We start from the raw sequence: 24,116 nt of genomic DNA on the forward strand, positions 1-24,116 counted from the left end.
GTCCTTCACGTAAGCGTCAACGCGACGCAGCCGCGGTCAGTTCCCGTTCCCCCGTGCGTGGCAGCTCACGCGAACCAGCCGGTCGGGCCACTACAGCAGCGCAGCTCCCGCGAAGCGGAGGATGAGCTGCGGCGCCCCGGAGAGCGCGAGGCCCAGGAGCGCGGTGCCGGCGACGGCGAGCGTGAGGGGCGCGGCCGTGCGCGCCGGCCCCGGCGCGGGGAGCGGCGGCCCCTCGGGGGCGCGCGCGAAGAGGACGGCGGTCCACCGGAGGTAGTAGGCGAGCGCGATCACGACGTTGACGGCCATCACGGCGGCGAGCCACCCCAGCCCTGCATCGACGGCGGCCCGGAAGACGGTGACCTTGGCGAAGAGGCCGACGAGCCCGGGCGGCAGACCCGCGAGGCAGAGCAGGAAGAAGGCGAGGAGCAGCGCCGTCAGCGGGGCGCGCGTCCCGAGCCCGCGGAGGTCGGAGAGCCGCAGCCCGCCGCCGCGCCTCACCAGCGCAACGCAGGCGAAGGCACCGAGGTTGACCACGCCGTACATGAGCGCGTACGCGACCGTCGCGCCCACCGCCTCCCCCGGCTCGTCGGCGTACGCGGCGGCGGCGAGCGGTACGAGCAGGTAGCCGGCCTGCCCGACGGACGACCAGGCGAGCAGCCGCACCGCGCTGTCCGCTGTCCCGGCGCGCTGGCGGAGCGCGGCGACGTTGCCGACGGTCATGGTGAGCGCGGCGAGGGCGGCGAGGAGCGGCCCCCACACGTGCCCGTAGGACCGGAACCCGAGGACGGTGACGAGCGCGAGCCCCGAGAACCCGACCGCCTTCCCGACGACGGAGAGGTAGGCGGCGACGGGCAGCGGGGCGCCCACGTACGTCTCGGGGACCCAGAAGTGGAAGGGGACGGCGGCGGTCTTGAAGGCGAAGCCGACGAGGGTGAGCGCCGTCCCCGCTGCGGCGAGCGTGCTCAAGCGGGGGTCGGCGGTGGGGAGTTCGCGGGCGATGTCGGCGAGGTGGAGGCTGCCCGTCGTCGCGTAGACGAAGCTGACGCCGAGGAGGAGGACGGCGGTGGCGGTGACCGAGGAGACGAAGAACTTGAGCGCGCCCTCGGAGCTGCGCCCGTCCGAGCGCCGCAGCGCGACGAGCGCGAACGACGGCAGCGAGGCCACCTCCAGCGCGACGACGAGCGTCGCGAGGTCGCGCGAGGCGGGCAGCAGGGCGGCGCCCGCTGAGGCGGCGAGCAGCAGGAACCAGAACTCACCGCGCGGCAGATCCTCGTCCTCGACCGCCGTCATCGACATGCAGGCGACGACCAGCGCCGCGCCGAGGACGAGGAGTTGGACGGAGAGCGCGAACGCGTCGGCGGTGTAGCCGCACGGCCCCGCGCCGCCGTCGAGGCAGAACGTGGCGCGTCCCTCGCCGACGAGCGGGAGCAGCGAGAGCAGTGCGAGGGCGAGTCCGGCTGCCGCGGTCCAGCCGAGGAGCCGCTTGCGCGTTCCTTCCAGGAAGAGGTCGGCGACGAGGACGCCGACCCCGAAGAGCGCGGCGAGGAGCGGCGGTGCCAGCGCCGCCCAGTCGATCGACTGCACGGCGCCCGCGGCGAGCGCGGTGCCGGGGGACGCTGCGTCGGTGGCGGTCAACGGGTCACTCCTGGCAGGAAGTTCTGCACGGCGGGGTCGGTGAGTCCGAGCAGCGCCGCGGGCCACAGCCCGGCGAGGACGGTGAGGACGGCGAGCGGCGTCCAGGCGGCGAACTCGTGGGCCCGCACATCGGTCAGTGTGTGGAGCGGCGGCTGCGCGGGGCGCCAGCCGTCCTGCTCGCTCTTCGCCGGCGCCTGCGGCTTCGGGTCGCCCATGCAGACGCGGCCGACGACGAGGAGCAGGTAGGCCGCCGTGAGGAGGGTGCCGAGCCCACCGAGGGCGAGGAAGACGAGGTAAGCGGGGCGGCTCAGTCCGTCGGCCGGGTGGTAGGCGCCGAGCAGGGCGAGCATCTCCCCCCAGAATCCCGCGAGTCCGGGGAGCCCGAGGGAGGCGACGGCACCGAAGGCGAGGAGCCCGCCGAGGCGGGGGGCGCGCGCGTAGAGGGCGGCGCCCGTGCGGCCGGCGAGCGCGTCGAGGTCGGTGCTGCCCGTGCGGTCCTTGACGGCGCCGACGAGGAAGAAGAGCAGCCCGGTGATGAGGCCGTGCGCGACGTTGGCGAAGAGCGCGCCGTTGACGCCGGTCTTGCTCAAAGTCGCAATGCCGAGGAGGACGAAGCCCATGTGCCCGACGGAGGAGTAGGCCACGAGCCGCTTGAGGTCGCCCGCGGCGCCGCGGCGCACCAGCGCGAGGCAGACGAGCGAGCCGTAGACGATGCCGACGGCGGCGAACGCGGCGAGGTAGGGCGCGAAGGTCTGCATCCCCTCGGGCGCGGCCGGCAGCAGGATGCGGACGAAGCCGTAGGTGCCCATCTTCAGCAGCACCCCGGCGAGGAGGACGGAGCCGACGGTCGGCGCCGCCGTGTGCGCGTCGGGGAGCCAACTGTGCAGCGGCCACATCGGCGTCTTGACGGCGAGCCCGAGTCCGACGGCGAGGACGGCGAGGAGCTGCGCGGTGTGCCCGAGGCCCGCGCCGTGCGCCTCGGCGAGGCGGACCATGTCGAAGGTCCCGGCACCGAGGCCGAGCACCAGCAGCCCGAGCAGCATGACGAGCGAGCCGAGCACGGTGTAGAGGACGAACTTCCCCGCGGCCGCGGTGCGTTCGCGGCCCTGCGCGTCCCCGCCGCCCCAGCGCGCGATGAGGAAGTACATCGGGACGAGGACGGTCTCGAAGGCGAGGAAGAAGAGCACCAGGTCGAGCACGGCGAAGGTGGCGAGGGTGCCGGTCTCCAGAAGGAGGAGCAGCGCCACGAAGGCCGTGGGCGTCGGCCCTGCAGGCGGCCTGAAGTAGGCGTGGAGCGCGCAGAGGAAGGTGAGCAGCGCGGTCAGCACGAGCAGCGGCAGCGAGACGCCGTCGACGCCGAGGTGGAGGCGGACGTCGAGTGCGGGGACCCAACTGGCGTCGGTCTGCGCCTGCATGGTGCCGGAGCGCGTGTGGTCGAACCCGGCGGCGAGGGCAACCGTGAGGACGAGCACGACGCCCGTGACGAGGACACCGTGCCGCAGCACCGCCTGCTCGGGCGAGCGTCCGCGGAGCCCGGGCGGAGCCGGGAGCAGCGCGGCGGCGGCCCCGAGGAGCGGCACGGCGACGACGGCGAGAAGCAGGATCTGGAGCACGGTCTCGTCGATCACGGGGTCACGCTCCTGCGGTTCCGGTGGCGGCGACGACGGCGGCGACCGCGAGGACGACCGAGCCGGCGACGAGCACGGCGAGGTACGTCTGGAGGTTGCCGGTCTGCGCGCGGCGTACGAGGGCGCCCAGCATCCGCGAGCCGCGTCCGGCGCCGCGCACGTACGCGTCGACGACGTCCCGGTCGAGCATCCGCGCCAGCCGGGAGGCGGCGAGGACGGGCCGGACGGCGACGGCGCGGTAGGCGGCGTCGAGGCGGAACCCCGCCTCGGCGGTGGTGTGCAGGGGGCCGAGGAGCAGCCGTCCGGGGTCGGCGCTCGCGGTACCCGGCGCGAGCGCGGTCGTGTGCCGCCAGGCGCCGTAGGTGACGACGGCGCCGACGAGGGCGACGCCTGTGGCGAGGACCGAGGTGGTGAGCGTCGGCGCGAGCGTCGCGCTGTCGAACCACGCGGGGAGGGCGTCGAAGAGCAGGCCGAAGGCGAGCGTCGGGACGGCGAGGGCCCAGAGCACGACCGTCATGGCGGCGGGCTGGCGCCTTGCCCGCGGCTGCGAAGGCGGGGTGTCCGGCAGCGAGTTGGGCTCGTCGCCCGGTGGGTCCTCTTCGATCGCGCCGACGCCGGTGGCGCCCGCGGGTTCGGCGGGCGCCGGGGCCTGCGCGCCGGTCCCCCGGAAGGCGAGGAGCCACATGCGGGTCGCGTACGCCGCGGTGAGGAGCGCCGTGAGGAGCCCCGCGACGAGGACGATCCAGCCGGCGACCGCGGGGACGCCGCTCCGGTGCGCGAGGGCCGCGTGCTCGGCGGCGGCGAGGACGGCCTCCTTGGAGAAGAACCCGGAGAACGGCGGGATCGCGGCGAGGGCCAGCAGGCCGAGCGTCGTCGTCCAGTAGGCGTCGGGGACGCGGGAGGTGAGCCGGCGGCGTCCCATCGCGGTGAGCGAGTTGGTGCCCGCGGCGTGGATGAGGACGCCTGCGGCGAGGAAGAGCAGCGCCTTGAAGGCGCCGTGCGAGAGCAGGTGGAAGACGGCGGCGCCGCGGTCGGCTACGGCGAGCGCGCCTGCCATGTAGGCGAGTTGGCTCAGCGTCGAGTAGGCGAGGACCCGTTTGAGGTCGTCCTGCGCGAGGGCGCAGAGCGCCGCACCCGCCATCGTGAGTCCGGCGAGGACGGCGAGGACGAGGAGCGCGGCCGCGGAGGAGGCGAAGACCGGCAGCAGCCGCGCGACGACGTAGATGCCGGCCGCGACCATGGTGGCCGCGTGGATGAGCGCGGAGACCGGTGTCGGGCCGGCCATCGCGGTCGGCAGCCACGTGTGGAGCGGGAACAGCGCCGACTTGCCCGCCACCCCGGCGAGCAGCAGCAGCGCGACGAGCGTCGGATGGACCAGCTCCCAGCCGGAGAGCGAGGAGGTGAGGCGCGTGGTGATGGTGCTGATCCGGAAGGTGCCGGCGTCGGAGGCGAGCGCGAGGATGCCGATGAGGAACGGCACGTCGCCGAGTTTGGTGGTGAGGAACGCCTTCAGCGAGGCGGAGCGCGCCGCGCGGGTCTCCCAGTGGTGGCCGATGAGGAAGTACGAGCAGACGCCCATCACCTCCCAGCCGACGAGGAGGACGACGAGGTCGTCGCTGTAGACGACGAGGTACATCGCCGCGCTGAAGAGCGAGACGAGCGCCGCGTAGGAGGGGTAGCGGGGGTCGTCGCGCAGGTAGCTCGTCGAGTAGAGCTGCACCGCGGTGGCGACGACGCCGACGAGCACGGCGACGAGCGCGGCGAACCCGTCGATGTGGAGCGCGAGTTGGACCGGCAGGTCGGCGTTGCCCGTAGGGGTGAGCTCGGTCGCGCCGCGGACGGGCGTGCCGCCGCCCTGGCGCGCGGCGACGAGCGCCGCGAGCGCCGCGGCGACCGCCGTCGGCAGCACCGCGAGCGGGCGCACGAACCCCGGCGCACGTCCGCCGAGCAGCAGTCCGGCGGCCGCGGAGAGGAACGGCAGGAGCGGGACGAGGACGGCGAGGGTCTGGGTGCTCACTCGGTGGCCTCTCCGCTGGTGTCGGGTCCTTCGCTGCCGCCCGGTCTCGCCGCGGCCGCGCCGGCGGGGGGTTGGGCCGGCTCGTCGCGCGAGTCGTCGCGCAGCAGGCGGAGCCGGTCGACGGCGCTGGTGCCCCGGTTGCGGTAGACGAGCAGCACGATCGCGAGGCCGATGCCGATCTCGGCCGCGGCGATGGCGATGGTGAAGAGCGCGAGCGACTGCCCTGCGTGGAGGGCGTCGCGGAGCCAGACGTCGAAGGCGACGAGGTTGAGGTTGACGGCGTTGAGCATCAGCTCGACCGACATCAGCACCAGGATCAGGTTCCGCCGCGCCAGCACCCCGTAGAGGCCGGTGCAGAAGAGCAGCGCCGAGAGGACGGCCGGGTAGGCGAGGTGCATCAGCGGCCTCCGTCCTCGCTCGTGCCCGCTGCTTCAGGCGGCGCTGCGGAGGCGCCCTGCCGCCGGGAGAGGACGATCGCACCGACGAGGGCGGCGAGGAGCAGCACCGAGAGCGCCTCGAACGGCAGCACCCAGTTGCGGAAGAGGGCTTCGCCCGTGAGCCGCGTCGAGCCGGCCGCCGGCACGTCGAGCCTGATCCACGTCGACCGGAACGCGTCCACCACGAGGACGACGAGCAGCACGGCGGCGCCCCCCGCGACGGTGAGCGCGGCCGGGCGGTTGCCGGAGTCGGCTTCCGGGGAGCGGCCTATCGGCGCCCGCGTGAGCATCAACCCGAAGAGGAGCAGCACGACGACGGACCCGACGTAGATCAGCACCTGCACCCAGGCGATGAACTCCGCGGTGAGCAGCAGGTATTCGACCGCCACCCCGCCGAGCGCGACCACCAACCACAGTGCGGCGTGGACGAGTTGCCGCGTGGTGACCGTCGCGACCGCGGCGCCGAGCGCCACGACTCCGACGAGGACGAACGCGATCTCCACGCCGGTCGGCGAGAGGAAGCCGGGGTGGCCGGCGGCGAGCGGAACGGAGGGAACGTGGGTCATGCGCCGTCGCCCTCCGCGCGGTCGTCCGGCGCCTGCGGTCCGGCGTCCTGGGCGCCCTCCGCTGCCTTCTGCGCCGCCTTTTCGGCTGCCTTCTGCGCCGTCGCCAGCTCCTTCGGCTCCTCGGCCGCGGGGTCGAGGGCGGGCGGCTCGGGGACCGTCCACATCCACTCGCGGAGCTTGTCGCGCTCGTGGGTGAGGTCCCTGATGTCGGTCTCCGCGTACTCGAACTCCGGCGACCAGAAGAGGGCGTCGAACGGGCAGACCTCGATGCAGATGCCGCAGTACATGCAGAGCGCGAAGTCGATCGCGAAGCGGTCGAGGACGTTGTGGCTGCGCTCCCTGCCGCCCGGGGTCGCGGGCGGCGTCGTCTCCTTGTGCGAGTCGATGTAGATGCACCAGTCGGGGCACTCGCGGGCGCAGAGCATGCAGACCGTGCAGTTCTCCTCGAAGAGGGCGATCACCCCGCGGGAGCGGGGCGGGAGTTCGGGCTGCACGTCCGGGTACTGCGCGGTCACCGTGCGCCTCGTCATGGTGCGCAGGGTGACGGCGAGGCCCTTGGCGAGGCCGGAGCCGGGAAGGGACATCAGGAGAGCACCACCTTGACGACGCCGGTGAGCGCGATCTGGGCGAGGGCGAGCGGTACCAGCACCGTCCACGCGAACCGCTGGATCTGGTCGGCACGCAGCCGCGGGTAGCTGACCCGCAGCCAGATGACGACGAACGAGAGCACCGCCGTCTTCAGCAGCGTCCACACCCAGCCGAGCCCGTCGGCGAACGGACCGTGCCAGCCGCCGAGGAAGAGCACGGCGGTGAGCGCCGAGACGACGACGATCCCCGCGTACTCGGCGAGCAGGAAGAGCGCGAACCGCAGCCCCGTGTACTCGGTGTAGGCCCCGAAGATGATCTCGGAGTCGGCGACGGGCGCGTCGAACGGCGGCCGGTGGAGCTCGGCCAGCCCGGCGACGAAGAAGACGAACCCGCCGACGATCTGCCACGGCAGCCACCACCACTCCCACTCCGCCAGGATGCCGGGCAGGGAGAGCGTCCCCGCCGCCATCGCCACCGAGGCGGCCGCGAGCAGCATCGGCAGCTCGTACGCCATGAGTTGGGCGGCGGTGCGCATCCCGCCGAGGAGCGAGTACTTGTTCGCCGACGCCCAGCCGCCCATGAGCGAGCCGAGCACCCCGACGCCGAGCACGGCGAGCACGAAGAACAGCCCCGCGTCGAGCGCCTGCACCACCCCGCCGTGCGGCGCCACCGGCACCGCGACGAGCACCAGCAGATACGGCAGCAGCGCGACCGCGGGCGCGAGCTGGAAGACCCGCCGATCCGCGCGGGCCGGCACCACGTCCTCCTTCTGCGCGAACTTGACCCCGTCCGCCACGAGTTGCGCCCACCCGTGGAACCCGCCCGCGTACATCGGCCCGAGGCGCCCCTGCATGTGCGCCATCACCTTGTGCTCCAACTGCCCCACGAGCAGCGGCAACACGAGAAACGCCACGAGCAGCGCCAGCAGCCGCCACACGGTGTCGAGCACGTCCATCAGCGGTCGTCCCCCTCTGCGCGGTGGGGGGTGTCGCCAGGGGGCGGTTCGGACTGCGCGTCGTTCCGAGGCTCTTCGGCGCCGGGTTCCGGGGCGGACTCCGGGTCGCTCGACGGCGGGTCGGCGTCGGGCTCCGCGGGGGCCGGGGGGCCTGCCGGCCGGTCGGCACCGGGCTCCGCGGGGGACGCCGGGGGACTCGACGGCCGAACGGCACCGGGTTCCGGATCGGACTCGCCCGACGGCCGCTCGGCGTCGGGCGCCGCCGGCACCTCGGGGCCACCCTGCGGCCCTTCGACCCCGGGCTCCGAAGCGGACTCCGCCTCACTCGCACCCGACTCGGCACCGGGCTCCGCGGCGGGCTCGGGGGCACTCGACGGCATCTTGGCACCAGGCTCCGCAGCGGACGCCGGGGCGCCCGGCGACCGCTCGACACCGGGTTCCGCAGCGGACTCGCCCGACGGCGGCTCGGCGCCGGGCAACGGCTCGGACTCGGGTTCGGGTTCGCCCGACCGCGGTTCGGCACCGGAAGCGGCGCGCCCTTCCCCGTCCGGCTCGGCGACCGCTCCCCCGTCGGGCTCGGCGCCGGTTGCCGCGTCGGCCGTCGTCGAGGGGGCAGCGGGCTCCGGTGCGCCCTGGTCCTGCTTTTCGTCGGCAGTGTGCCACGGTGCGTCAGGGCTGCGGGGGGCGGTCGCGTCGTTCCGGGCCCCGGGGGTGCCGGAATCGGTCGGGGCGGGGCGCGAACCGGTGGACGCCCGGGGGGCGTTCGCCTTTTCGGGTGCGGTCGGTTGGGCGCCGTCGGCCGCGCGCTGGCTCGCGGAGCCGGCGTCTGCGCTGCGGTTGCGCCGGGGCCCGCCGCGCGCCTGGCGCGCAGGTGCGGCGTCGGGCGTCTCCTCGGTGCCCGTGCTCTCCTCGGGGCGCTGGCTCGCGGAGCCGGCGTCCGCGCTGCGGTTGCGCCGGGGGCGTGCGGGCCGCTCGCCGCTGCGTCCGCCGCGGGTCGGGCGGCCGGGCAGCGGGGGCAACTGCCCCTTCTGCGGGCCCCACTCGTTGGGGTCGGGTACGCCGGGCGGGAGCATCTGGCGGCGCTTCGGGCCGCCGTGCCCCGACTCGCCCGGCTCCTTTGCGCCCGGCCACTGCTTGACGACGCGCGAGGCGAGCACGAAGTCCTTCCGCAGGGGGTGCCCCTCGAAACCGTCGGGGAGCAGCAGCGTCGCCAGATCGGGGTGGCCGGGGAAGTCGATGCCGAACATCTCGTGCGTCTCGCGCTCGTGCCAGGCGGCGCCCGCCCACACACCCGTCGCGCTCGGCAGCGACGGGTCCTCGTGCGGCACCGTCGTACGCAGGAGCAGGGTGCGGACCCCCGCGCCCTGCTCCTGCGGGAGGGCGGCGACGTGTGCGCAGACGCGGAAGCCCAGCGGGGGCTCGTCGACCGCGCTCAGCCAGTCGAAGAAGGTGCAGCCCAGTCGGTCGCGGGCGCAGGTGAGCACATCGAGCCAGGTGTCGGCGGGGACGTCGACCGTGAGGAGCCCGTACGCCTCGGTCGCCTCGGCACCGGGGCCGAAGAGGGCTCCGACGCTCCACGGCAGCCAGCCCGCGGGTTCCTCGGCGCTCATCGCTCGCCTCCCGGCTTCGGCGGCTGTACGAGCGGGCTGCCGAGCTGCCGCGCGCTCGGGCGGCCGGCGTACCGCTCGGCCGCGGACTCGGCGGCGATCTTCTCCTGGAGCTTGAGGATGCCCTGAAGGAGCGCCTCGGGACGCGGCGGGCAGCCCGGTACGTAGACGTCGACGGGGACGATCTGGTCGACGCCCTTCGTCACCGCGTACGAGTCCCAGTACGGGCCGCCGCAGTTGGAGCAGGCGCCGAAGGAGATGACGTACTTCGGCTCCGGCATCTGCTCGTAGAGCCGCTTCACGGCGGGCGCCATCTTGTCGGTGACCGTCCCCGAGACGACCATGAGGTCGGCCTGGCGGGGGCCCGGCGCGAACGGGATCACGCCGAGGCGGATGAAGTCGTGCCGCGACATCGACGCGGCGATGAACTCGATGGCGCAGCAGGCGAGTCCGAAGTTGAAGACCCAGAGGCTGTAGCGGCGGCCCCAGTTGAGTACGACCTTCATCGGCTCGGGCGCCAGTCGCGAGAGCGCGCCCAGCCGGGAGGCCGAGGGGAGTACGGGTGCGGGCAGGTCGACGGCGCCCGGCTGCCCCTCGGCGCCGGCGTCCGGTTGCCCCTGCTGGCTCACGTCCATTCCAGGACGCCCTTCTTCCATGCGTACAGCAGGCCGACGGCGAGGAAGCCGAGGAAGACGAACATCTCCACCAGCGTCACGCCGCCGAACCCGGGGTCGGCGAAGACCGTCGCCCAGGGAAAGAGGAAGACCGAGTCGACCGCGAAGACCACGTAGAGGAAGGCGTAGACGTAGTACCGGACCTGGGTGTGCGCCCAGTCCTCACCGACTGGGTCGACGCCGCACTCGTAGGTGAGCATCTTCTCCCGCGTCGGCACGACGGGCCGCAGCAGGTGCCCGGCGGCGAAGGCCACGGCGACGAAGGCGACCCCGACCACCGCGACCAGGCCGACGACCGAGTAGCCGCTGAAGTAGTCCGGCACGTCTGCCCGCCCTCACTCGCTCTCTCGGTCCGGTCTGCGTCGACGCGCTGCCTGCGGTCGGCCCCCTCCTGCGCACCCTCCCGGCCGGAACCTACGCGTCCGGTCCCGGACCGCGGCGGCGATCTGTCCGTGCGGAGTCTAGAGGTTGCGGGGACGCGGTTCTATACGCGGCCACCCACCGGCCGTGCGCCGCGGTGGGGTTCTCCCCACCACCGAACAGGCACCGCACCCCATGGCGCCTCCGCCCCGCGCCCGGCACTCTTGACGCCATGAGCCCAAGCCCTCCCCTCAGGTCCGCCGCGGGTCCCCGGCCGCACCCCGAAGCACCCTCCGCCGGGGAGGGCCACGACCAGGCGGTTGCGCGCATCGAGCTTCCGCAGCCCCGGCCGCCGCTGACCGGTGCCACCTGGCGCGAGGTCGCCCACCTGCTCAGCAACCCCCTCCCGGACACGGTCGCCTTCCTCTTCACCCTCGTCACGCTCAGCATCGGGGCCGGGCTCTCGGTGACGCTCGTCGGGCTGCCGCTCATCGCCGTCTGCCTGCTCTGCCTGCGGCGGTTCGGCGCCCTGGAGCGGGGGAGGGTCCGGCGGCTCCTCGGCGTACGGATCGACGAGCCGAGCCCGGTGCGCGCGGAGGCGCCGGGCGCCCTGCCGTGGCTGTGGGCGCACCTGAAGGACCCCGTGGGGTGGCGGCACGCGCTCTACGCGCTGATCCGGTTCCCCTGGGTCTGGTTCACGTTCGCCTCCATGCTCGTCTCGCTCCTCGTCCTCTGGCCGCTGCTGCCGTGGATCGCGCGGGGGCTAGGCAACGTCGACCGCGCGCTGGCGCGCACATTGCTCGCGCCCTCGGACGAACTGGAGCGGCGGGTCGCCGAGCTGGAGTCGGATCGTGGTGCGGTCGTCGACACCGCCGCAGCCGACCTACGACGCATCGAACGCGACCTCCACGACGGCGCACAAGCACGCCTCGTCTCCCTCGCCATGGAACTCGGCCTCGCCAAAGAAAAACTCCTCGAAGACCCCCACGCCGCAGCCCACATGGTCGACGAAGCACACGGCGAAGTAAAAATCGCCCTCCAAGAACTCCGCGACCTCGCCCGCGGCATCCACCCCGCCATCCTCACCGACCGCGGACTCGGCCCCGCCCTCACCACCCTCACCACCCGCTGCACCACCCCCACCACCCTCACCACCGACCTCACCGACCGCCCCGCACCCGCCATCGAAGGCATCGCCTACTTCACCGCCTCCGAACTCCTCCAAAACATCACCAAACACAGCCACGCCCACCACGCCGAAATCGACCTCTGGCGCACCGAGGACCGGCTCATGCTCCAGGTCTGGGACAACGGAGTCGGAGGCGCCACCGCTGGCCCCGGCAGCGGCGGCACGGGCCTCGCCGGCCTCGCCGAGCGCCTCGACTCCGTCGACGGCCTCCTCCTCATCGACTCCCCCGCCGGAGGGCCGACGACCATCACCGCCGAACTCCCCTGGCACACCTGACGGTTGACCCCGCACCCCCGACCGCACCCGGCTGCCCGAGAAGTCTGGAATGCTGGAGGATCGCTGTACCGCGCTCAGGCGGCGCAGCGGTCCTCCAGGAGGACAGCGGACCAACGGGGAAGGACGGCCGGCATGCGCGTGGTCATCGCCGAGGACTCGGTGCTGCTCAGGGAGGGGCTGACCAGGCTGCTGACAGACCGCGGCTGGGAGGTCGTCGCCGGTGTGGGGGACGGTGAGGCGCTGGTGAAGACCGTCGGCGAACTCGCCGCCGAGGCCCGCCTGCCCGACGTCGTCGTCGCCGACGTCCGCATGCCCCCGACGCACACGGACGAGGGGGTGCGCGCCGCGGTACGGCTCCGCAGCGACCACCCGGAGCTGGGAGTGCTCGTCCTCTCCCAGTACGTCGAGGAGCAGTACGCCACCGAGCTGCTCGCCGGCTCCAGCCGCGGCGTCGGCTACCTCCTCAAGGACCGCGTCGCGGAGGTGCGGGAGTTCGTCGAGGCGGTGGGGCGGGTCGCCGAGGGCGGCACCGCGCTCGACCCGGAGGTCGTGGCCCAGCTCCTCGGCCGCAGTCGCCAGCAGAACGCGCTCGCCGGGCTGACGCCGCGCGAACGCGAGGTGCTCGGGCTCATGGCGGAGGGCCGCACCAACTCCGCCATCGCACAGCAGCTCGTGGTGAGCCACGGCGCCGTGGAGAAGCACGTGAGCAACATCTTCCTGAAGCTCGGCCTCTCCCAGAGTGACGCGGATCACCGCCGCGTTCTCGCCGTCCTCCGCTATCTCGAATCCTGAGCCGCCCGCCGCACGCATCGCGGACAAGCCCCGTGCGGCACACGGGCTCGGAATAAGCGCCGCTTGAGCGGCGCTGTACGACGCCACTTGAGCAAGGCTGTAGAAAGCACGGAACAGCACGGGGGTTGGGCGTGACGGGGGGTACGCGTGTTCCAAAAAGGCGTCCAAGCTGCGATCACCCCCTGAGGAAGGCAACCCTTAGCGACGTACGATGGCTGTGAGCCGCCGCCTTGAGGAGGTCCGAACCACCGTGACCAGTCACGTCAGTAGCCCGACCGGAAAGCAGCCCACCGCCGGGGCACCGGACGGGGCCGCCGTCGAGGCGCTCGGTGGCGGAGACGCAGCCACGGGCGGTCCCAACAAGGAGGTCAGGAAGCTGGAGCGCGTCATCATCCGGTTCGCGGGGGACTCGGGTGACGGCATGCAGCTCACGGGCGACCGCTTCACCTCCGAGACCGCCTCCTTCGGCAACGACCTCTCCACGCTCCCCAACTTCCCCGCCGAGATCCGCGCCCCCGCGGGCACCCTGCCGGGCGTCTCCAGCTTCCAACTGCACTTCGCCGACCACGACATCCTCACCCCCGGCGACCAGCCCGACGTCCTGGTGGCGATGAACCCTGCCGCACTCAAGGCGAACCTCGCCGAGGTGCCGCGCGGTGCCGAGATCATCGTCAACACGGACGAGTTCACCAAGCGGGCGATGCAGAAGGTCGGCTACGCCGAGAGCCCGTTGCAGGACGGCTCCCTCGACGGCTACCGCGTCCACGAGGTCCCCCTCACCACGCTCACGGTGGAGGCGCTCAAGGGGTTCGACCTCGGCCGCAAGGAGGCGGGCCGCTCGAAGAACATGTTCGCGCTCGGCCTGCTCTCCTGGATGTACCACCGGCCGACGGAGGCGACCGAGGAGTTCCTCCGCACCAAGTTCGCGAAGAAGCCGGACGTCGCCGAGGCCAACATCACCGCGTTCCGCGCCGGTTGGAACTTCGGCGAGACGACGGAGGACTTCGCCGTCTCCTACGAGGTGGCCCCGGCCTCCACCGCGTTCGCACCCGGCACCTACCGGAACATCTCGGGCAACCTCGCGCTGGCGTACGGCCTCATCGCCGCCTCGCAGCAGTCGGACCTGCCGCTCTTCCTCGGCTCTTACCCGATCACGCCGGCCTCCGACGTCCTCCACGAGCTCTCGAAGCACAAGAACTTCGGCGTGCGCACCTTCCAGGCCGAGGACGAGATCGCCGGCATCGGCGCCGCGCTCGGCGCCGCCTTCGGCGGCTCGCTCGCGGTGACGACGACCTCGGGCCCCGGCGTCGCGCTGAAGTCCGAGACGATCGGCCTCGCCGTCTCCCTCGAACTCCCGCTGCTCATCGTCGACATCCAGCGCGGCGGCCCGTCGACGGGCCTGCCGACCAAGACCGAGCAGGCCGACCTCCTCCAGGCGATGTACGGGCGCAACGGCGAGGCCCCGGTGCCGATCGTCGCCCCCTCCACCCCCGCGGACTGCTTCGACGCCGCGCTGGAGGCGGCCCGGATCGCGCTCACCTACCGCACCCCGGTCTTCCTCCTCTCCGACGGCTACCTCGCCAACGGCTCCGAGCCCTGGCAGATCCCGCAGGTGACCGAACTCCCCGACCTGAAGGTGCAGTTCGCGCAGGGACCCAACCACACGGCGGAGGACGGCACCGCCTCCTTCCAGCCGTACAAGCGGGACCCGCACACCCTCGCGCGCCCCTGGGCCGTGCCCGGCACACCGGGGCTCGAACACCGCATCGGCGGCATCGAGAAGCAGGACGGCACGGGGAACATCTCGTACGACCCGAACAACCACGACTTCATGGTCCGCACCCGCCAGGCGAAGGTCGACGGCGTCGACGTACCGGACGTCGAGGTCGACGACCCGAGCGGCGACGCGAAGCTCCTCGTCCTCGGCTGGGGCTCGACGTACGGCCCGATCACCGCGGCCGTACGCCGCCTGCGCCGCGCAGGGGAGTCCGTCGCGCAGGCGCACCTGCGGTACGTCAACCCCTTCCCGGCGAACCTCGGTGAGGTGCTGCGCCGCTACGACAAGGTCGTCGTCCCCGAGATGAACCTCGGGCAGCTCGCGCGGCTGCTGCGGGCCGAGTACCTCGTCGACGCGCAGTCCCACAACCAGGTGCGCGGCCTGCCCTTCAAGGCCGAGCAGCTCGCGAACGCTTTCAAGGAGGCCCTCGTCCATGGCTGACACCCAGGCACCCGCGACCGCGGAGACCGGGCACGGCCGTCCGCAGGCGCTCTCGCTCGTCCCCAAGGCCGAGGCGAAGCAGTCGATGAAGGAGTTCAAGTCGGACCAGGAGGTCCGCTGGTGCCCCGGCTGCGGCGACTACGCGGTGCTCGCCGCCGTGCAGGGGTTCATGCCCCAGCTCGGGTTGGCGCGGGAGAACATCGTCTTCGTCTCCGGCATCGGCTGCTCCTCGCGCTTCCCGTACTACATGAACACCTTCGGGATGCACTCGATCCACGGCCGGGCACCGGCGATCGCGACGGGGCTCGCGGCGTCGCGCCGGGACCTGTCGGTGTGGGTCGTCACGGGGGACGGCGACGCGCTGTCGATCGGCGGCAACCACCTGATCCACGCGCTGCGCCGGAACGTCAACCTCAAGATCCTGCTCTTCAACAACCGGATCTACGGCCTCACCAAGGGCCAGTACTCGCCCACTTCCGAGACGGGCAAGATCACCAAGTCGACGCCGATGGGTTCGCTGGAGGCGCCGTTCAACCCGGTGTCGCTCGCACTCGGCGCCGAGGCGTCGTTCGTGGCGCGCACCGTCGACTCCGACCGCAAGCACCTCACGAGCGTGCTCCAGGCGGCGGCCGACCACCCCGGCTCGGCGCTCGTCGAGATCTACCAGAACTGCAACATCTTCAACGACGGCGCCTTCGAGATCCTCAAGGACGCCGAGCAGGCCGAGCAGGCCGTCATCCGCCTCACACACGGCGAGCCGATCCGCTTCGGCCCGCCGGCCGAGGACGGGCTCGGGGCCCAGGGCGTCGTGCGCGACCCGGCCACGGGCGACCTGCGCGTCGTCGACGTCGCCGAGCACGGCACGGACGCCGTCCTCGTCCACGACGCGCACTCCGCCTCACCGGTGAACGCCTTCGCGCTCTCACGCCTCGCGGACCCGCAGACCCTGCACCGCACCCCGATCGGCGTCCTCCGCGACGTCGACCGCCCGGTCTACGACGACGCGATGTCCGAGCAGCTCGACGCGGCCGTCGACCGCAGCGGCAAGGGCGACCTCGCAGCCCTCCTGCACGGCAACGACACCTGGACGGTGGTGGGTTGACCCCCGGGCGCACCCGATAGCGGGCCCCGCGGCGTCCGCCGCGGGGCCCGCTCGTGCCGTCGGCCCGGTGTTCGTGCATCGTGTCTCCGCGCACCATGTTCGAAGCGGTCAGGGCCGGGCATCGTGAGGCGTACGGGGCCCGTTCGCTCGTCGAGTGGTGAGGAGCATCGAGGTGTCCGAGATACTCGCAGGCGCGGCGCTGGCCGAGTTCTTCGACCACGGGTTCGCGCGGACGGCCTGGCGGTGGGAGACGCGCCCGGAGTACGAACTCCCGGAGGAGCGCCATGAGTTGGCGCTCTTCCTCCTCGGCGGCCCGGCCGGGGACGAGGACGGGCAGTGGCGGCGTACGCTCCGCTCGCTGCGGCGCAAAGGCAGATGCGTCGCACGGGCCCGCGTCGTCGACGAGCCGCCGACGGCCTACCAGCGGTGGCTGCTCGCGCGGGCGCGCCAGGACGCCGAGGCGGGCGAGGACCTGCGCTGCCTCACCCGCTCCGAGGCGCTCCGACTCCACGTTCCGCTACGGGACTTCTGGCTCTTCGACGAGCACACCGTCGGCTTCGTCCGCTTCGAGGGCGACCGTCCGCTCGGCATGGAGCTCACCCGGGCACCGGACGCGGCGGCGGTCGCGCGGCGGGTGCGCGAGGCGGCGTGGGAGGTGGCGAGGCCGGTCGGTGCGGCGCCCGCTCTCCGACGCGGGCCGCAGCACGCGCGCGCGGCCCGCCGCGCCGACCGCCCGGACTCGACGGGGCATCCGGCCTGAGCGCCCGCGCCTCCGAGGCCCCGGCGGGTCAGGTTCGTTCGGCGAAACGGAAATGACAGGGCCGGTCGCCGTCGTTACCTTGATGCGGGAGCCCGGTCGGCAACGAGCGCCAGGGGCCCGTCCACCACGATCACGGGAGAGGCCATGGCAGCAGCCGACGAGAAGCGGACGGGGCTGCTCTTCGGCTTCGGCGCGTACGGGCTGTGGGGACTCCTCCCCCTCTACTGGCACTTCCTCGACGCCACGGGCCCGGGCGAGCTCCTCGCCCAGCGGATGGTGTGGGCGCTCCCGACGGCGGCCGTGATCCTCGCGGTCCTCGGCAAGTGGACGTGGGTGCGCCCGCTGCTGCGGCAGCCGCGCAGGCTCGCCCTGGTCGCCGCGGCGGCCGCCGTGATCAGCGTCAACTGGTTCCTCTACATCTACGCGGTCACCCACGGCATGGTGATCGAAGGCTCGCTGGGCTACTTCATCAACCCGCTCGTCTCCATCGCCTTCGGCGTCCTGCTCCTCAACGAGCGCCTGCGCGCGCTCCAGTGGACCGCGGTCGGCGTGGGCGCGCTCGCCGTCGTCGTGATGACGGTCGCGTACGGCAAACTCCCCTGGCTCTCATTGGCGTTGGCGCTCAGCTTCGCCACCTACGGGCTGCTGAAGAAGCGGGTGGGCCTCGGCGGGGTCGAGGGGTTCAGCGCCGAGTCGGCGATGCAGTTCCTGCCGGCTGCGGGGTTCGTCGTGTGGCTCTCGGTGCGCGGCGAGTCGACGTTCGTGTCCGAGGGCGCGGGCCACATGGTGCTCCTCGCCTTCTCGGGACTCGCGACGGCGCTGCCGCTGATCTTCTTCGGCGGCGCCGCCGTCCGGCTGCCGCTCTCCACCCTCGGTCTGCTCCAGTACCTCGCGCCGGTCTTCATGTTCGCGCTGGGGCTCTTCGCCTTCCACGAGGAGATGCCGCCCGAGCGGCTCGCCGGCTTCGCGCTCGTCTGGCTCGCGCTCGCCCTGCTCACCTGGGACGCCCTGCGCACGGCCCGCCGCGGCCGACGCGAGCTGCGCCGCGCGGCCGAGCAGGCGCGCGCGAAGGGCGCCGTCGCCGCTCCCGCCGACCGGCACGAGCACGCGGGCTCCTCCGAGACGGAGCCGACGGCGGGCTGACCGCCGGGCGCGGCCTCAGCGCGCCGACCGCCCGGCCCGGGCGCCGAGCGCCTCGGCGAGCTCCTCCGGCCGCCCCGTGCCGACGATGTACCGCTTGCCCTGGCGCGTCACGACCTCGACGGCCGAGGTCCCCCGGAGGACTAGCGCCGTCGCCCCGTCGAGGGTGCGGCGGAGGCCGAGGCCGCCCATGTCGCGGGCCCGGATGGTGCGTTGGCGTACCTCGACGAGGTCGTCGAGCGGCAGGCGCTTGCGCCACACCGGGACGAGCGCAAGGGTGAGCCGGCCGTCGGCGACGGAGACCCTGCTGTGCATGGCCGCGAGGAGCAGCGGGACGACCCCGAGGAAGATCGGGAGCCCTATCCAGGAGGCGACGTCCTCCGCCTCGGTGAAGCCGAGGAGGAACGGGATGCTCAGCACGCACGCGGCGGTGCAGACGAGCACGACCGCGTCTGCCCCCCGGGGCAGCCGCCGCCGTTCGGCGAACACGGGTCGCGCACCTTCGCGGCCTCCGGACACGTCGGACCATCCTCTCCTGGGCGCCGGTCCCTGCTGCGGGCCCCGTGCGGGTCGTCAACTCTACTGCGAATGAGTCTAGTTGATGTAGTCTCATTGTCACCATGCTCCTTGAGGTCGACCCCGCGGAACCGTTGCCGCTCTACGAACAGGTGGCGGCGGGCATCCGCGCCGCCGTACGCGAGGGCTCGGTGCATCCGGGGGACCGGCTGCCGCCGGCCGCCGAGCTCGCCGAGGCCCTCGACGTCAACCGGCACACGGTGCTCAAGGCGTTCCACCTCCTGCGCGAGGAGGGCGTCCTCGAGTTCCGCCGCGGCCGGGGCGTGACCGTCGGGCGCGCCAGCGCGGCCGACGTCGAGCTGCACGAACTGCTGCGCCAGGCCGTCGCGCTGGGGAAGCGGATCGGGTACAGCCGCAAGGAGCTCGCCCGCATGATCGAGAGAGGGGAGTGACCGTGACGGTTCAGGGGGACGGCACGGGCGGCAGGAGCGGCTCCGTACGTACGGCGTGGGTGGGCGGCGCGTCCAACTGGCTGCTCGCCTTCGGCAGCCTCGCCTTCACCGCCGTACTGATCGGCCTCCAGTGGCGAAGCCTCGGGCCGGCGTCGCTCGCGCTCCTTCTCCTGCCGGTTGCGGTGCTCCTCGTCTCCCGGGTCCGGGTCGTCGCGGGCGTCCACGGGCTGCGGATCGGGCTGGGTCCTTGGGGCCGGCCGAGCCGAACGATCGGGGCCGAGCAGATCACGTCGGCCCGCGCCGAGGCCATCTCCGCGATGTCCTTGGGCGGTTGGGGCGTCCGCCGGAAGGGGTCGCTCACCGCCTACCTCGTGCGGGGCGGCGAATGCCTCGTCGTCACCACGGCCGACGGCCGCGAAGTGGCGGTGAGTTGCGACGACGCGGCGCGGGGCGCCGCCGTTCTGGACGGCGGCCGCTGACGCGAGCGGCCGTGCGCACCCCGGGTGCGTACGGCCGCGTCCACTCCGGCTCTCCAGGGAGGATGACTCAACGTCACCGCCCTCACCGGTGCCGCAACCCGTCCGGTGACATGCACCACAACGGCGCACCGGCCCCTCACCCGTGCCCCGAACGACCGCAGGTGAACGTGTTGTTCCCCTTGCCGGGAACGCCGTGAAAAAGAGCATGAAAGGCCGCACAACTTCGCGCGCTCTTTCACCAACCCGTCACGCCGGGACTCCACATATCCGAATTGGGGCGGTAGTTGCGCTTCCCCTGGCTTGTGCGTACTTGATCGAATAACAGAAGGTAGCATTCCACTTTCTACGTTTTCCTCCATCTGAAACCTGCTAGCGTTCGGTGCTCCTTCGGCGAATACGGCACGCACTCAAGTGCCGCATTTACAGGGGGAAATGTTTCCTACAGGAATCAATTGCCGGAGAGGCAGGTTTCAAGTGAGAGCAAAGTCGAAGGCGCTCGCGTCCGTCGTGGCTGCGGCGCTCGCGCTCGGCGGGGCGACCACCGCCTACGCAGCGAGCCAGGCCCCGACAGCCGAGGTCTCCGCGACCGTCCCGGTCTCGGGGAAGGTGGGGGCCGCCGATGACGGACGCTCGCTGTTCCGGGGGATTCTCTTCGGACAGGGCGAAGTCGCCGAAAAACTCGGCGAGTCGGAAGAGCTCTTCGCCACGATGGGCGAGGGCTACGAGAAGAACAACTCGTCCGACGTCCTCAAGGCGGGCGACGCCGTGATGGACGCCGTCGAGAAGAACCGCCCCGGCGCAATGGCGGAGTTCTCGACGGAGATGCGCTCGGGCGACGTCGAGCGCGTGCAGACGGCGCTCCAGAAGACCACGGACGACCTCGTGGACGTCGGCGTCATCGCGGAGGAGAAGGACGACGCGAGCGGCACCTGCCTCTACGTCGCCGTCGGTGCCGCCCTCGTCCACGTGGCGGGCGGGCTCACCGCCGCCGTGGTCGCCGTCATGGAGGCCGCGGTCGTCGGCGCCAACTGGGTCTACGGCACCAACTGGGTCATCTCCAGCGCGTCGGACAGCTCGCTCAGCAAGGAGCAGGCCGTCGCGGAGTTCAGCAAGCTCCTGAAGGCATGACCCAAGGGGGCCGCCGCGCGGCGGCGGCCCCTCCCCGCCGCCCCGACCCGGAAGTGCCGATGTCCCCGACTCCCCCTGTATGGCGCGCGTCCGCACCCGCGCGCACCGCGGTCCCCCGCGCTGCCGTGTGGACGGCAGGCGCCTTCGTCTTCCTCACCGCGCTGTACGGCATCCACGCGCACCTCCCGTCGAACGCGCTCGAGCTGCCGGGCGAAAGCCGTGCCTCGCAGGAGGCGGCGACGCACGTCCTCCCGCAGGGCTGGGCCTTCTTCACCAAGTCCCCGCGGGACCCGGCCGTCGAGATGTACCGGGTCAAGGCCGCGGGCGAGACCGTCAAGCTCTCCGCGACCCCGCACGCCTCGGCCGTCAACAGCTTCGGGCTCGACCGGTATTCGAGGGCACAGGGACCGGAGTACGCGAAGCTCCTGGAACGGGTCCCGGAGAAGGACTGGCACAGATGCGCCTCGGACGACGCGCGCACCTGCGCGGCCGAGGACAAGCGGAAAGGCCGGAAGGTCGTCAACCGCACACCGTCGCCGAGCTTCTGCGGCGACGTGCACGCCGTCTCCTCGAAACCGTACCCCTGGGCCTGGCGCGGCCTCGTCGAGAAGACGCACAAGGCGGAGCGCTCCCTCCACCTCTCCGTCTCCTGCAAGGGGGCGCAACGATGAAGAAGACGTTCGACCTTCCGATCCCCTGGGGCAACTGCCTCGGCCTGGCGCGCACCCTCATCGCGCTGGGCACGGCCGCCACCCTCGTCTTCAGCAAGACCGACTCGCTCTTCGGCCTGCTCGTCAACCGCGGCCAGGCTCCCTACTGCGACGGCGTGCGCGCCGCGAGCGCCTTCTGCGTAGCGCCCGACGGCGGGCTGGAGGCGGCGCGTTGGGTCTGCGTGGCCGTGTGCCTCCTCACCGCCAGCGGCTGGCGCCCGAGGTTCACCTGCGTCCCGCACTGGTACGTCGCGGCGAGCCTCTACAACAGCATCTCCATCCCCGACGGCGGTGACCAGGCCGCCTCCGTCCTCGCGCTGCTGCTGATCCCGGTGGGCCTGACCGACCCGCGCCGCTGGCACTGGCAGCCGACGGTGCAGACCGGCGAGCCGTCGCGGGGGCGTGCCTGGTCGGTCGCGGTCGGCGCCGTCTTCACCTTCGCCGTCCAACTCCAGGTCGCGGGCGTCTACTTCCAGGCGAGCGTCGCCAAGCTCAGCCACGAGGAGTGGGCCGACGGGACCGCCCTCTACTACTGGGGCAACGACCTCGCCTTCGGCGCCCCCTCCTGGTTCGCGCCCCTCGTCCACCTGCTCACCTCGGCACCGCTCACCGTCGCGCTCCTCACCTGGGTACCGCTCTTCATCGAGTTCGGCCTCTTCCTCTGCCTCTTCCTGCCGCTGCGTGCCCGCCCCTGGCTTCTCGCCGCCGGCTTCCTGCTCCACCTGTGCATCGCGCTGATGATGGGCCTCTGGAGCTTCGCCTTCGTGATGTGGGGCGCCCTGCTGGTGCTGTGCAACCCCATCGGCCGCCACGTCGTACGGGAACCCGCCGACGAGGAGCAGCGCACCGAAGACCCGGCGGCCCCCGAGAGCCGACAGGCCGCGGACGAGGGTCCGTCGCGGGAGGCCGCACTCCAGCCCGCCGGAAGCGAGAGCGGCTGACGGCGATCGGACGCGGCGCGGCCGGGGAACAGACGGCCCCCGGCCGCGCCGTACGCTCAGGCCGTGATGTCGCGCGTGGTGAACCGCGCCCAGGCGGCCGAGCCGAAGACGACGGCGTAGACGGCCTGGAGGCCGAAGTTCCGCAGCAGTCCGTCCCAGTACACCGGGTCCCGCAGGAGGTCGGCGAAGCTCAGCCAGTGGTGCGGGAAGAGGTAGGGGTGGACGCTGGAGAGCTGCGGAACGGTGCCGAGGATCTGGACCGTCATCAGCAGGCCCACCGTCGTCGCCATCGCGGCGATGCCGCTGCCGGTGAGCGTCGAGACGAAGAGCCCGAGCGCGGCGAACCCGACGAGCGAGAGCGCCACCGCGGCGGCGACCGCGAGTGCCCGCAACAGCCCCTCGGCGAACGGCACCGTGGTCCCCGAGAGCAGCGTCACGTCGCCGACGGGGAAGAGGAGCACACCCGTGACGAGCGCGGCGAGGAGCACGACGGCCGTCGCCGCGAAGCAGAAGACCACCGTGGCGGCGAACTTCACGGCGAGCAGCCGCGTCCGCCCGGCCGGCGCCACGAGGAGGTACCGCAGCGTGCCCGAACCGGCCTCCCCCGCCACCGAGTCGCCGGCGACGACGCCGACCGTCATCGGCAGGAAGAACGGCAGCACGGCGGCGAGCGACGCGAAGACGAGGAAGAGCCCGTTGTTGGTGATCTGCGAGAGGAACGCGGGACCGCCCGCGGCGCCGCCGTCCGACGTCTGGATGCGCACCGCGACGCCGACGAGTACGGGCACGGCGGCGAGCACCGCGAGCATCGCCACCGTCCGCCAGCGGCGGAACGTCAGGCGGATCTCGCTGCCGAGGAACCCGGGCGCCCCCCGGAGGCGCGGGGCCTGCGGCACCGTCTCAACCTGTGACATCGAAGCCCTCTCCCGTGAGCGAGACGAAGACGTCCTCCAGCGAGGCGCGCTCCACCCCGAACGCCCGCACCCGCACCCCGGCACGCACCAACTCCGCGTTGAGCTGGGCGAGTTCGACGTTCTCCTCGGCGCCCGGCGCCTCGCCCGTGACCCGGGGCGTCCCTGCGGGCTCCTCGGGGACCTCGACGGCGAGGCCGCGCACGCCCTGCTCCTTGAGGACCCGTACCGCCTCGACGGTGTCCGGCGTCGCGACGGCTAGGCGGCCGCGCGCCCCCGCCGAGAGCGCGGCCACGGTGCCCTGGCTGATCAGCCGGCCGCCGCTCATCACGGCCGCGTGCGAGCAGACCTGCTCGATCTCGTCGAGCAGGTGGGAGGAGAGGAAGACGGTGGTGCCGTCGGCCGCGAGGCTCCGCACCAGGCTGCGGATCTCGCGCATGCCCTGCGGGTCGAGCCCGTTGGTCGGCTCGTCGAGGACGAGGAGGCGGCGCGGCTGGAGGAGCGCGGCGGCGAGCCCGAGGCGCTGCTTCATGCCGAGCGAGTACGCCTTCGCCTTCTTGCCCGCGGCCCCCGCGAGGCCGACCCGCTCCAGCGCCGTCCCGACGCGCTCGCGCCGGGTGCGCGGGGCGGCCGTCGGGTCGGCCGCGTCGAGGCGGAGGAGGTTCTCGCGGCCGGTCAAGTAGCCGTAGAGCGCGGGGCCTTCGATGAGCGCGCCCACGTGCGGCAGCACCTCGCGGGTCGAGCCCGGCATCGGGCGGCCGAGGAGGTGCGCGGTGCCGCTGGTGGGCTCGATGAGGCCGAGCAGCATGCGGATCGTGGTGGTCTTCCCCGAGCCGTTGGGGCCGAGGAAGCCGAAGACGCTGCCTGCGGGGACGGTCAGGTCGAGCCCGTCGACGGCCGGGGCCCCGCGTCCGTACCGCTTGGTGAGTCCGCGGGCGGCGACGACCGCTTCGGCGGAGCCGGACGCGGGCACGCCCCGCTTCGGCGGGGAAGCGCTCCGGGGTGGCCCCGGTGCCCGGTCCGACTCCGCCATCG

General features: G+C 72.8%; 24 protein-coding genes. 11 read left to right on the plus strand and 13 right to left on the minus strand.

The genetic code is table 11. The annotated features are described in order from the left end of the window. Nucleotides 1-90 precede the first annotated feature (90 nt). From F603_RS0116645 to F603_RS0116690, 10 genes are read right to left on the minus strand one after another with little or no spacing between them, the layout of a single operon-like run. Nucleotides 91-1,635 carry an NADH-quinone oxidoreductase subunit N gene (locus F603_RS0116645; protein WP_019547117.1) on the minus strand — a complete coding sequence of 515 codons (1,545 nt, stop codon included), beginning with the start codon at nt 1,633-1,635 and terminating at the stop codon, nt 91-93. Beyond that, on the minus strand, nt 1,632-3,263 hold the full coding sequence (locus F603_RS0116650) for a complex I subunit 4 family protein (protein WP_019547118.1): 1,632 nt from the start codon (nt 3,261-3,263) through the stop codon (nt 1,632-1,634). Before F603_RS0116650 ends, F603_RS0116645 begins: the two co-directional genes overlap by 4 nt. A gap of 4 nt (nt 3,264-3,267) precedes the next feature. Then, entirely contained in the window at nt 3,268-5,280 is a 2,013-nt protein-coding gene (locus tag F603_RS0116655; RefSeq protein ID WP_019547119.1) for an NADH-quinone oxidoreductase subunit 5 family protein, read from the minus strand. Beyond that, nucleotides 5,277-5,678: an NADH-quinone oxidoreductase subunit NuoK gene (gene nuoK, locus F603_RS0116660; protein WP_019547120.1), complete on the minus strand. Its 402-nt coding sequence runs from the start codon at nt 5,676-5,678 to the stop codon at nt 5,277-5,279. Before nuoK ends, F603_RS0116655 begins: the two co-directional genes overlap by 4 nt. Then, entirely contained in the window at nt 5,678-6,283 is a 606-nt protein-coding gene (locus F603_RS0116665; RefSeq protein ID WP_019547121.1) for an NADH-quinone oxidoreductase subunit J family protein, read from the minus strand. The genes nuoK and F603_RS0116665 overlap by 1 nt, the downstream gene beginning before the upstream one ends. Continuing rightward, nucleotides 6,280-6,867: a NuoI/complex I 23 kDa subunit family protein gene (locus tag F603_RS0116670; protein ID WP_019547122.1), complete on the minus strand. Its 588-nt coding sequence runs from the start codon at nt 6,865-6,867 to the stop codon at nt 6,280-6,282. The genes F603_RS0116665 and F603_RS0116670 overlap by 4 nt, the downstream gene beginning before the upstream one ends. Beyond that, a complete protein-coding gene (locus F603_RS0116675) occupies nt 6,867-7,826 on the minus strand; it encodes a complex I subunit 1/NuoH family protein (RefSeq protein WP_019547123.1) in 960 nt (319 codons plus the stop codon). The genes F603_RS0116670 and F603_RS0116675 overlap by 1 nt, the downstream gene beginning before the upstream one ends. Next, on the minus strand, nt 7,826-9,436 hold the full coding sequence (locus tag F603_RS0116680; protein WP_019547124.1) for an NADH-quinone oxidoreductase subunit C: 1,611 nt from the start codon (nt 9,434-9,436) through the stop codon (nt 7,826-7,828). Before F603_RS0116680 ends, F603_RS0116675 begins: the two co-directional genes overlap by 1 nt. Then, nucleotides 9,433-10,068: an NADH-quinone oxidoreductase subunit B gene (locus F603_RS0116685; RefSeq protein ID WP_019547125.1), complete on the minus strand. Its 636-nt coding sequence runs from the start codon at nt 10,066-10,068 to the stop codon at nt 9,433-9,435. The genes F603_RS0116680 and F603_RS0116685 overlap by 4 nt, the downstream gene beginning before the upstream one ends. After that, nucleotides 10,059-10,430 carry an NADH-quinone oxidoreductase subunit A gene (locus F603_RS0116690; RefSeq protein ID WP_019547126.1) on the minus strand — a complete coding sequence of 124 codons (372 nt, stop codon included), beginning with the start codon at nt 10,428-10,430 and terminating at the stop codon, nt 10,059-10,061. Before F603_RS0116690 ends, F603_RS0116685 begins: the two co-directional genes overlap by 10 nt. A gap of 269 nt (nt 10,431-10,699) precedes the next feature. Here F603_RS0116690 and F603_RS0116695 point away from each other — a divergent pair, with 269 nt between their 5' ends. The 6 genes from F603_RS0116695 to rarD all read left to right on the plus strand — a co-directional run bounded on the left by F603_RS0116695 (nt 10,700) and on the right by rarD (nt 17,947). Then, nucleotides 10,700-11,932: a sensor histidine kinase gene (locus F603_RS0116695; protein ID WP_019547127.1), complete on the plus strand. Its 1,233-nt coding sequence runs from the start codon at nt 10,700-10,702 to the stop codon at nt 11,930-11,932. A gap of 132 nt (nt 11,933-12,064) precedes the next feature. After that, nucleotides 12,065-12,724 (plus strand): response regulator transcription factor, encoded by a 660-nt coding sequence (locus F603_RS0116700; protein ID WP_019547128.1) that lies wholly within the window; start codon nt 12,065-12,067, stop codon nt 12,722-12,724. A 250-nt stretch (nt 12,725-12,974) separates the two neighbouring features. Then, a complete protein-coding gene (locus F603_RS0116705; RefSeq protein WP_037956213.1) occupies nt 12,975-14,942 on the plus strand; it encodes a 2-oxoacid:acceptor oxidoreductase subunit alpha in 1,968 nt (655 codons plus the stop codon). Then, on the plus strand, nt 14,935-16,044 hold the full coding sequence (locus tag F603_RS0116710) for a 2-oxoacid:ferredoxin oxidoreductase subunit beta (RefSeq protein ID WP_019547130.1): 1,110 nt from the start codon (nt 14,935-14,937) through the stop codon (nt 16,042-16,044). Before F603_RS0116705 ends, F603_RS0116710 begins: the two co-directional genes overlap by 8 nt. A 172-nt stretch (nt 16,045-16,216) precedes the next feature. Then, nucleotides 16,217-16,804: a DUF6879 family protein gene (locus F603_RS32285; RefSeq protein WP_019547131.1), complete on the plus strand. Its 588-nt coding sequence runs from the start codon at nt 16,217-16,219 to the stop codon at nt 16,802-16,804. A gap of 144 nt (nt 16,805-16,948) precedes the next feature. Continuing rightward, nucleotides 16,949-17,947 carry an EamA family transporter RarD gene (gene rarD, locus F603_RS0116720; RefSeq protein ID WP_019547132.1) on the plus strand — a complete coding sequence of 333 codons (999 nt, stop codon included), beginning with the start codon at nt 16,949-16,951 and terminating at the stop codon, nt 17,945-17,947. Between the two features lie 15 nt (nt 17,948-17,962). Here the strand turns inward: rarD and F603_RS0116725 are convergent, their stop codons facing one another. After that, the gene (locus tag F603_RS0116725) at nt 17,963-18,433 is read right to left on the minus strand and encodes a hypothetical protein (RefSeq protein WP_019547133.1); all 471 of its coding nucleotides are present in this window, start codon (nt 18,431-18,433) and stop codon (nt 17,963-17,965) included. Nucleotides 18,434-18,564: 131 nt separating this feature from the next. Here F603_RS0116725 and F603_RS0116730 point away from each other — a divergent pair, with 131 nt between their 5' ends. The 5 genes from F603_RS0116730 to F603_RS0116750 all read left to right on the plus strand — a co-directional run bounded on the left by F603_RS0116730 (nt 18,565) and on the right by F603_RS0116750 (nt 22,170). Further along, nucleotides 18,565-18,912: a GntR family transcriptional regulator gene (locus F603_RS0116730; protein WP_019547134.1), complete on the plus strand. Its 348-nt coding sequence runs from the start codon at nt 18,565-18,567 to the stop codon at nt 18,910-18,912. 2 nt (nt 18,913-18,914) lie between these two features. Continuing rightward, nucleotides 18,915-19,391, plus strand: coding sequence for a hypothetical protein (locus F603_RS0116735; protein WP_245600802.1), 477 nt, complete (start codon nt 18,915-18,917; stop codon nt 19,389-19,391). A 474-nt stretch (nt 19,392-19,865) separates the two neighbouring features. Beyond that, on the plus strand, nt 19,866-20,519 hold the full coding sequence (locus F603_RS0116740; protein ID WP_019547136.1) for a sporulation delaying protein family toxin: 654 nt from the start codon (nt 19,866-19,868) through the stop codon (nt 20,517-20,519). After that, nucleotides 20,516-21,190 carry an SdpA family antimicrobial peptide system protein gene (locus tag F603_RS0116745; RefSeq protein WP_245600803.1) on the plus strand — a complete coding sequence of 225 codons (675 nt, stop codon included), beginning with the start codon at nt 20,516-20,518 and terminating at the stop codon, nt 21,188-21,190. The genes F603_RS0116740 and F603_RS0116745 overlap by 4 nt, the downstream gene beginning before the upstream one ends. Further along, entirely contained in the window at nt 21,187-22,170 is a 984-nt protein-coding gene (locus F603_RS0116750; RefSeq protein WP_019547138.1) for a sporulation-delaying protein SdpB family protein, read from the plus strand. The genes F603_RS0116745 and F603_RS0116750 overlap by 4 nt, the downstream gene beginning before the upstream one ends. A 56-nt stretch (nt 22,171-22,226) precedes the next feature. Here the strand turns inward: F603_RS0116750 and F603_RS0116755 are convergent, their stop codons facing one another. Both F603_RS0116755 and F603_RS0116760 read right to left on the minus strand, forming a co-directional pair. Beyond that, nucleotides 22,227-23,084, minus strand: coding sequence for an ABC transporter permease (locus F603_RS0116755; RefSeq protein ID WP_026328478.1), 858 nt, complete (start codon nt 23,082-23,084; stop codon nt 22,227-22,229). Continuing rightward, on the minus strand, nt 23,071-24,114 hold the full coding sequence (locus F603_RS0116760) for an ABC transporter ATP-binding protein (protein ID WP_026328479.1): 1,044 nt from the start codon (nt 24,112-24,114) through the stop codon (nt 23,071-23,073). Before F603_RS0116760 ends, F603_RS0116755 begins: the two co-directional genes overlap by 14 nt. Nucleotides 24,115-24,116: the final 2 nt, after the last annotated feature.

The organism is Streptomyces sulphureus DSM 40104, assembly GCF_000381025.1.
GTDB lineage: Bacteria > Actinomycetota > Actinomycetes > Streptomycetales > Streptomycetaceae > Streptomyces > Streptomyces sulphureus.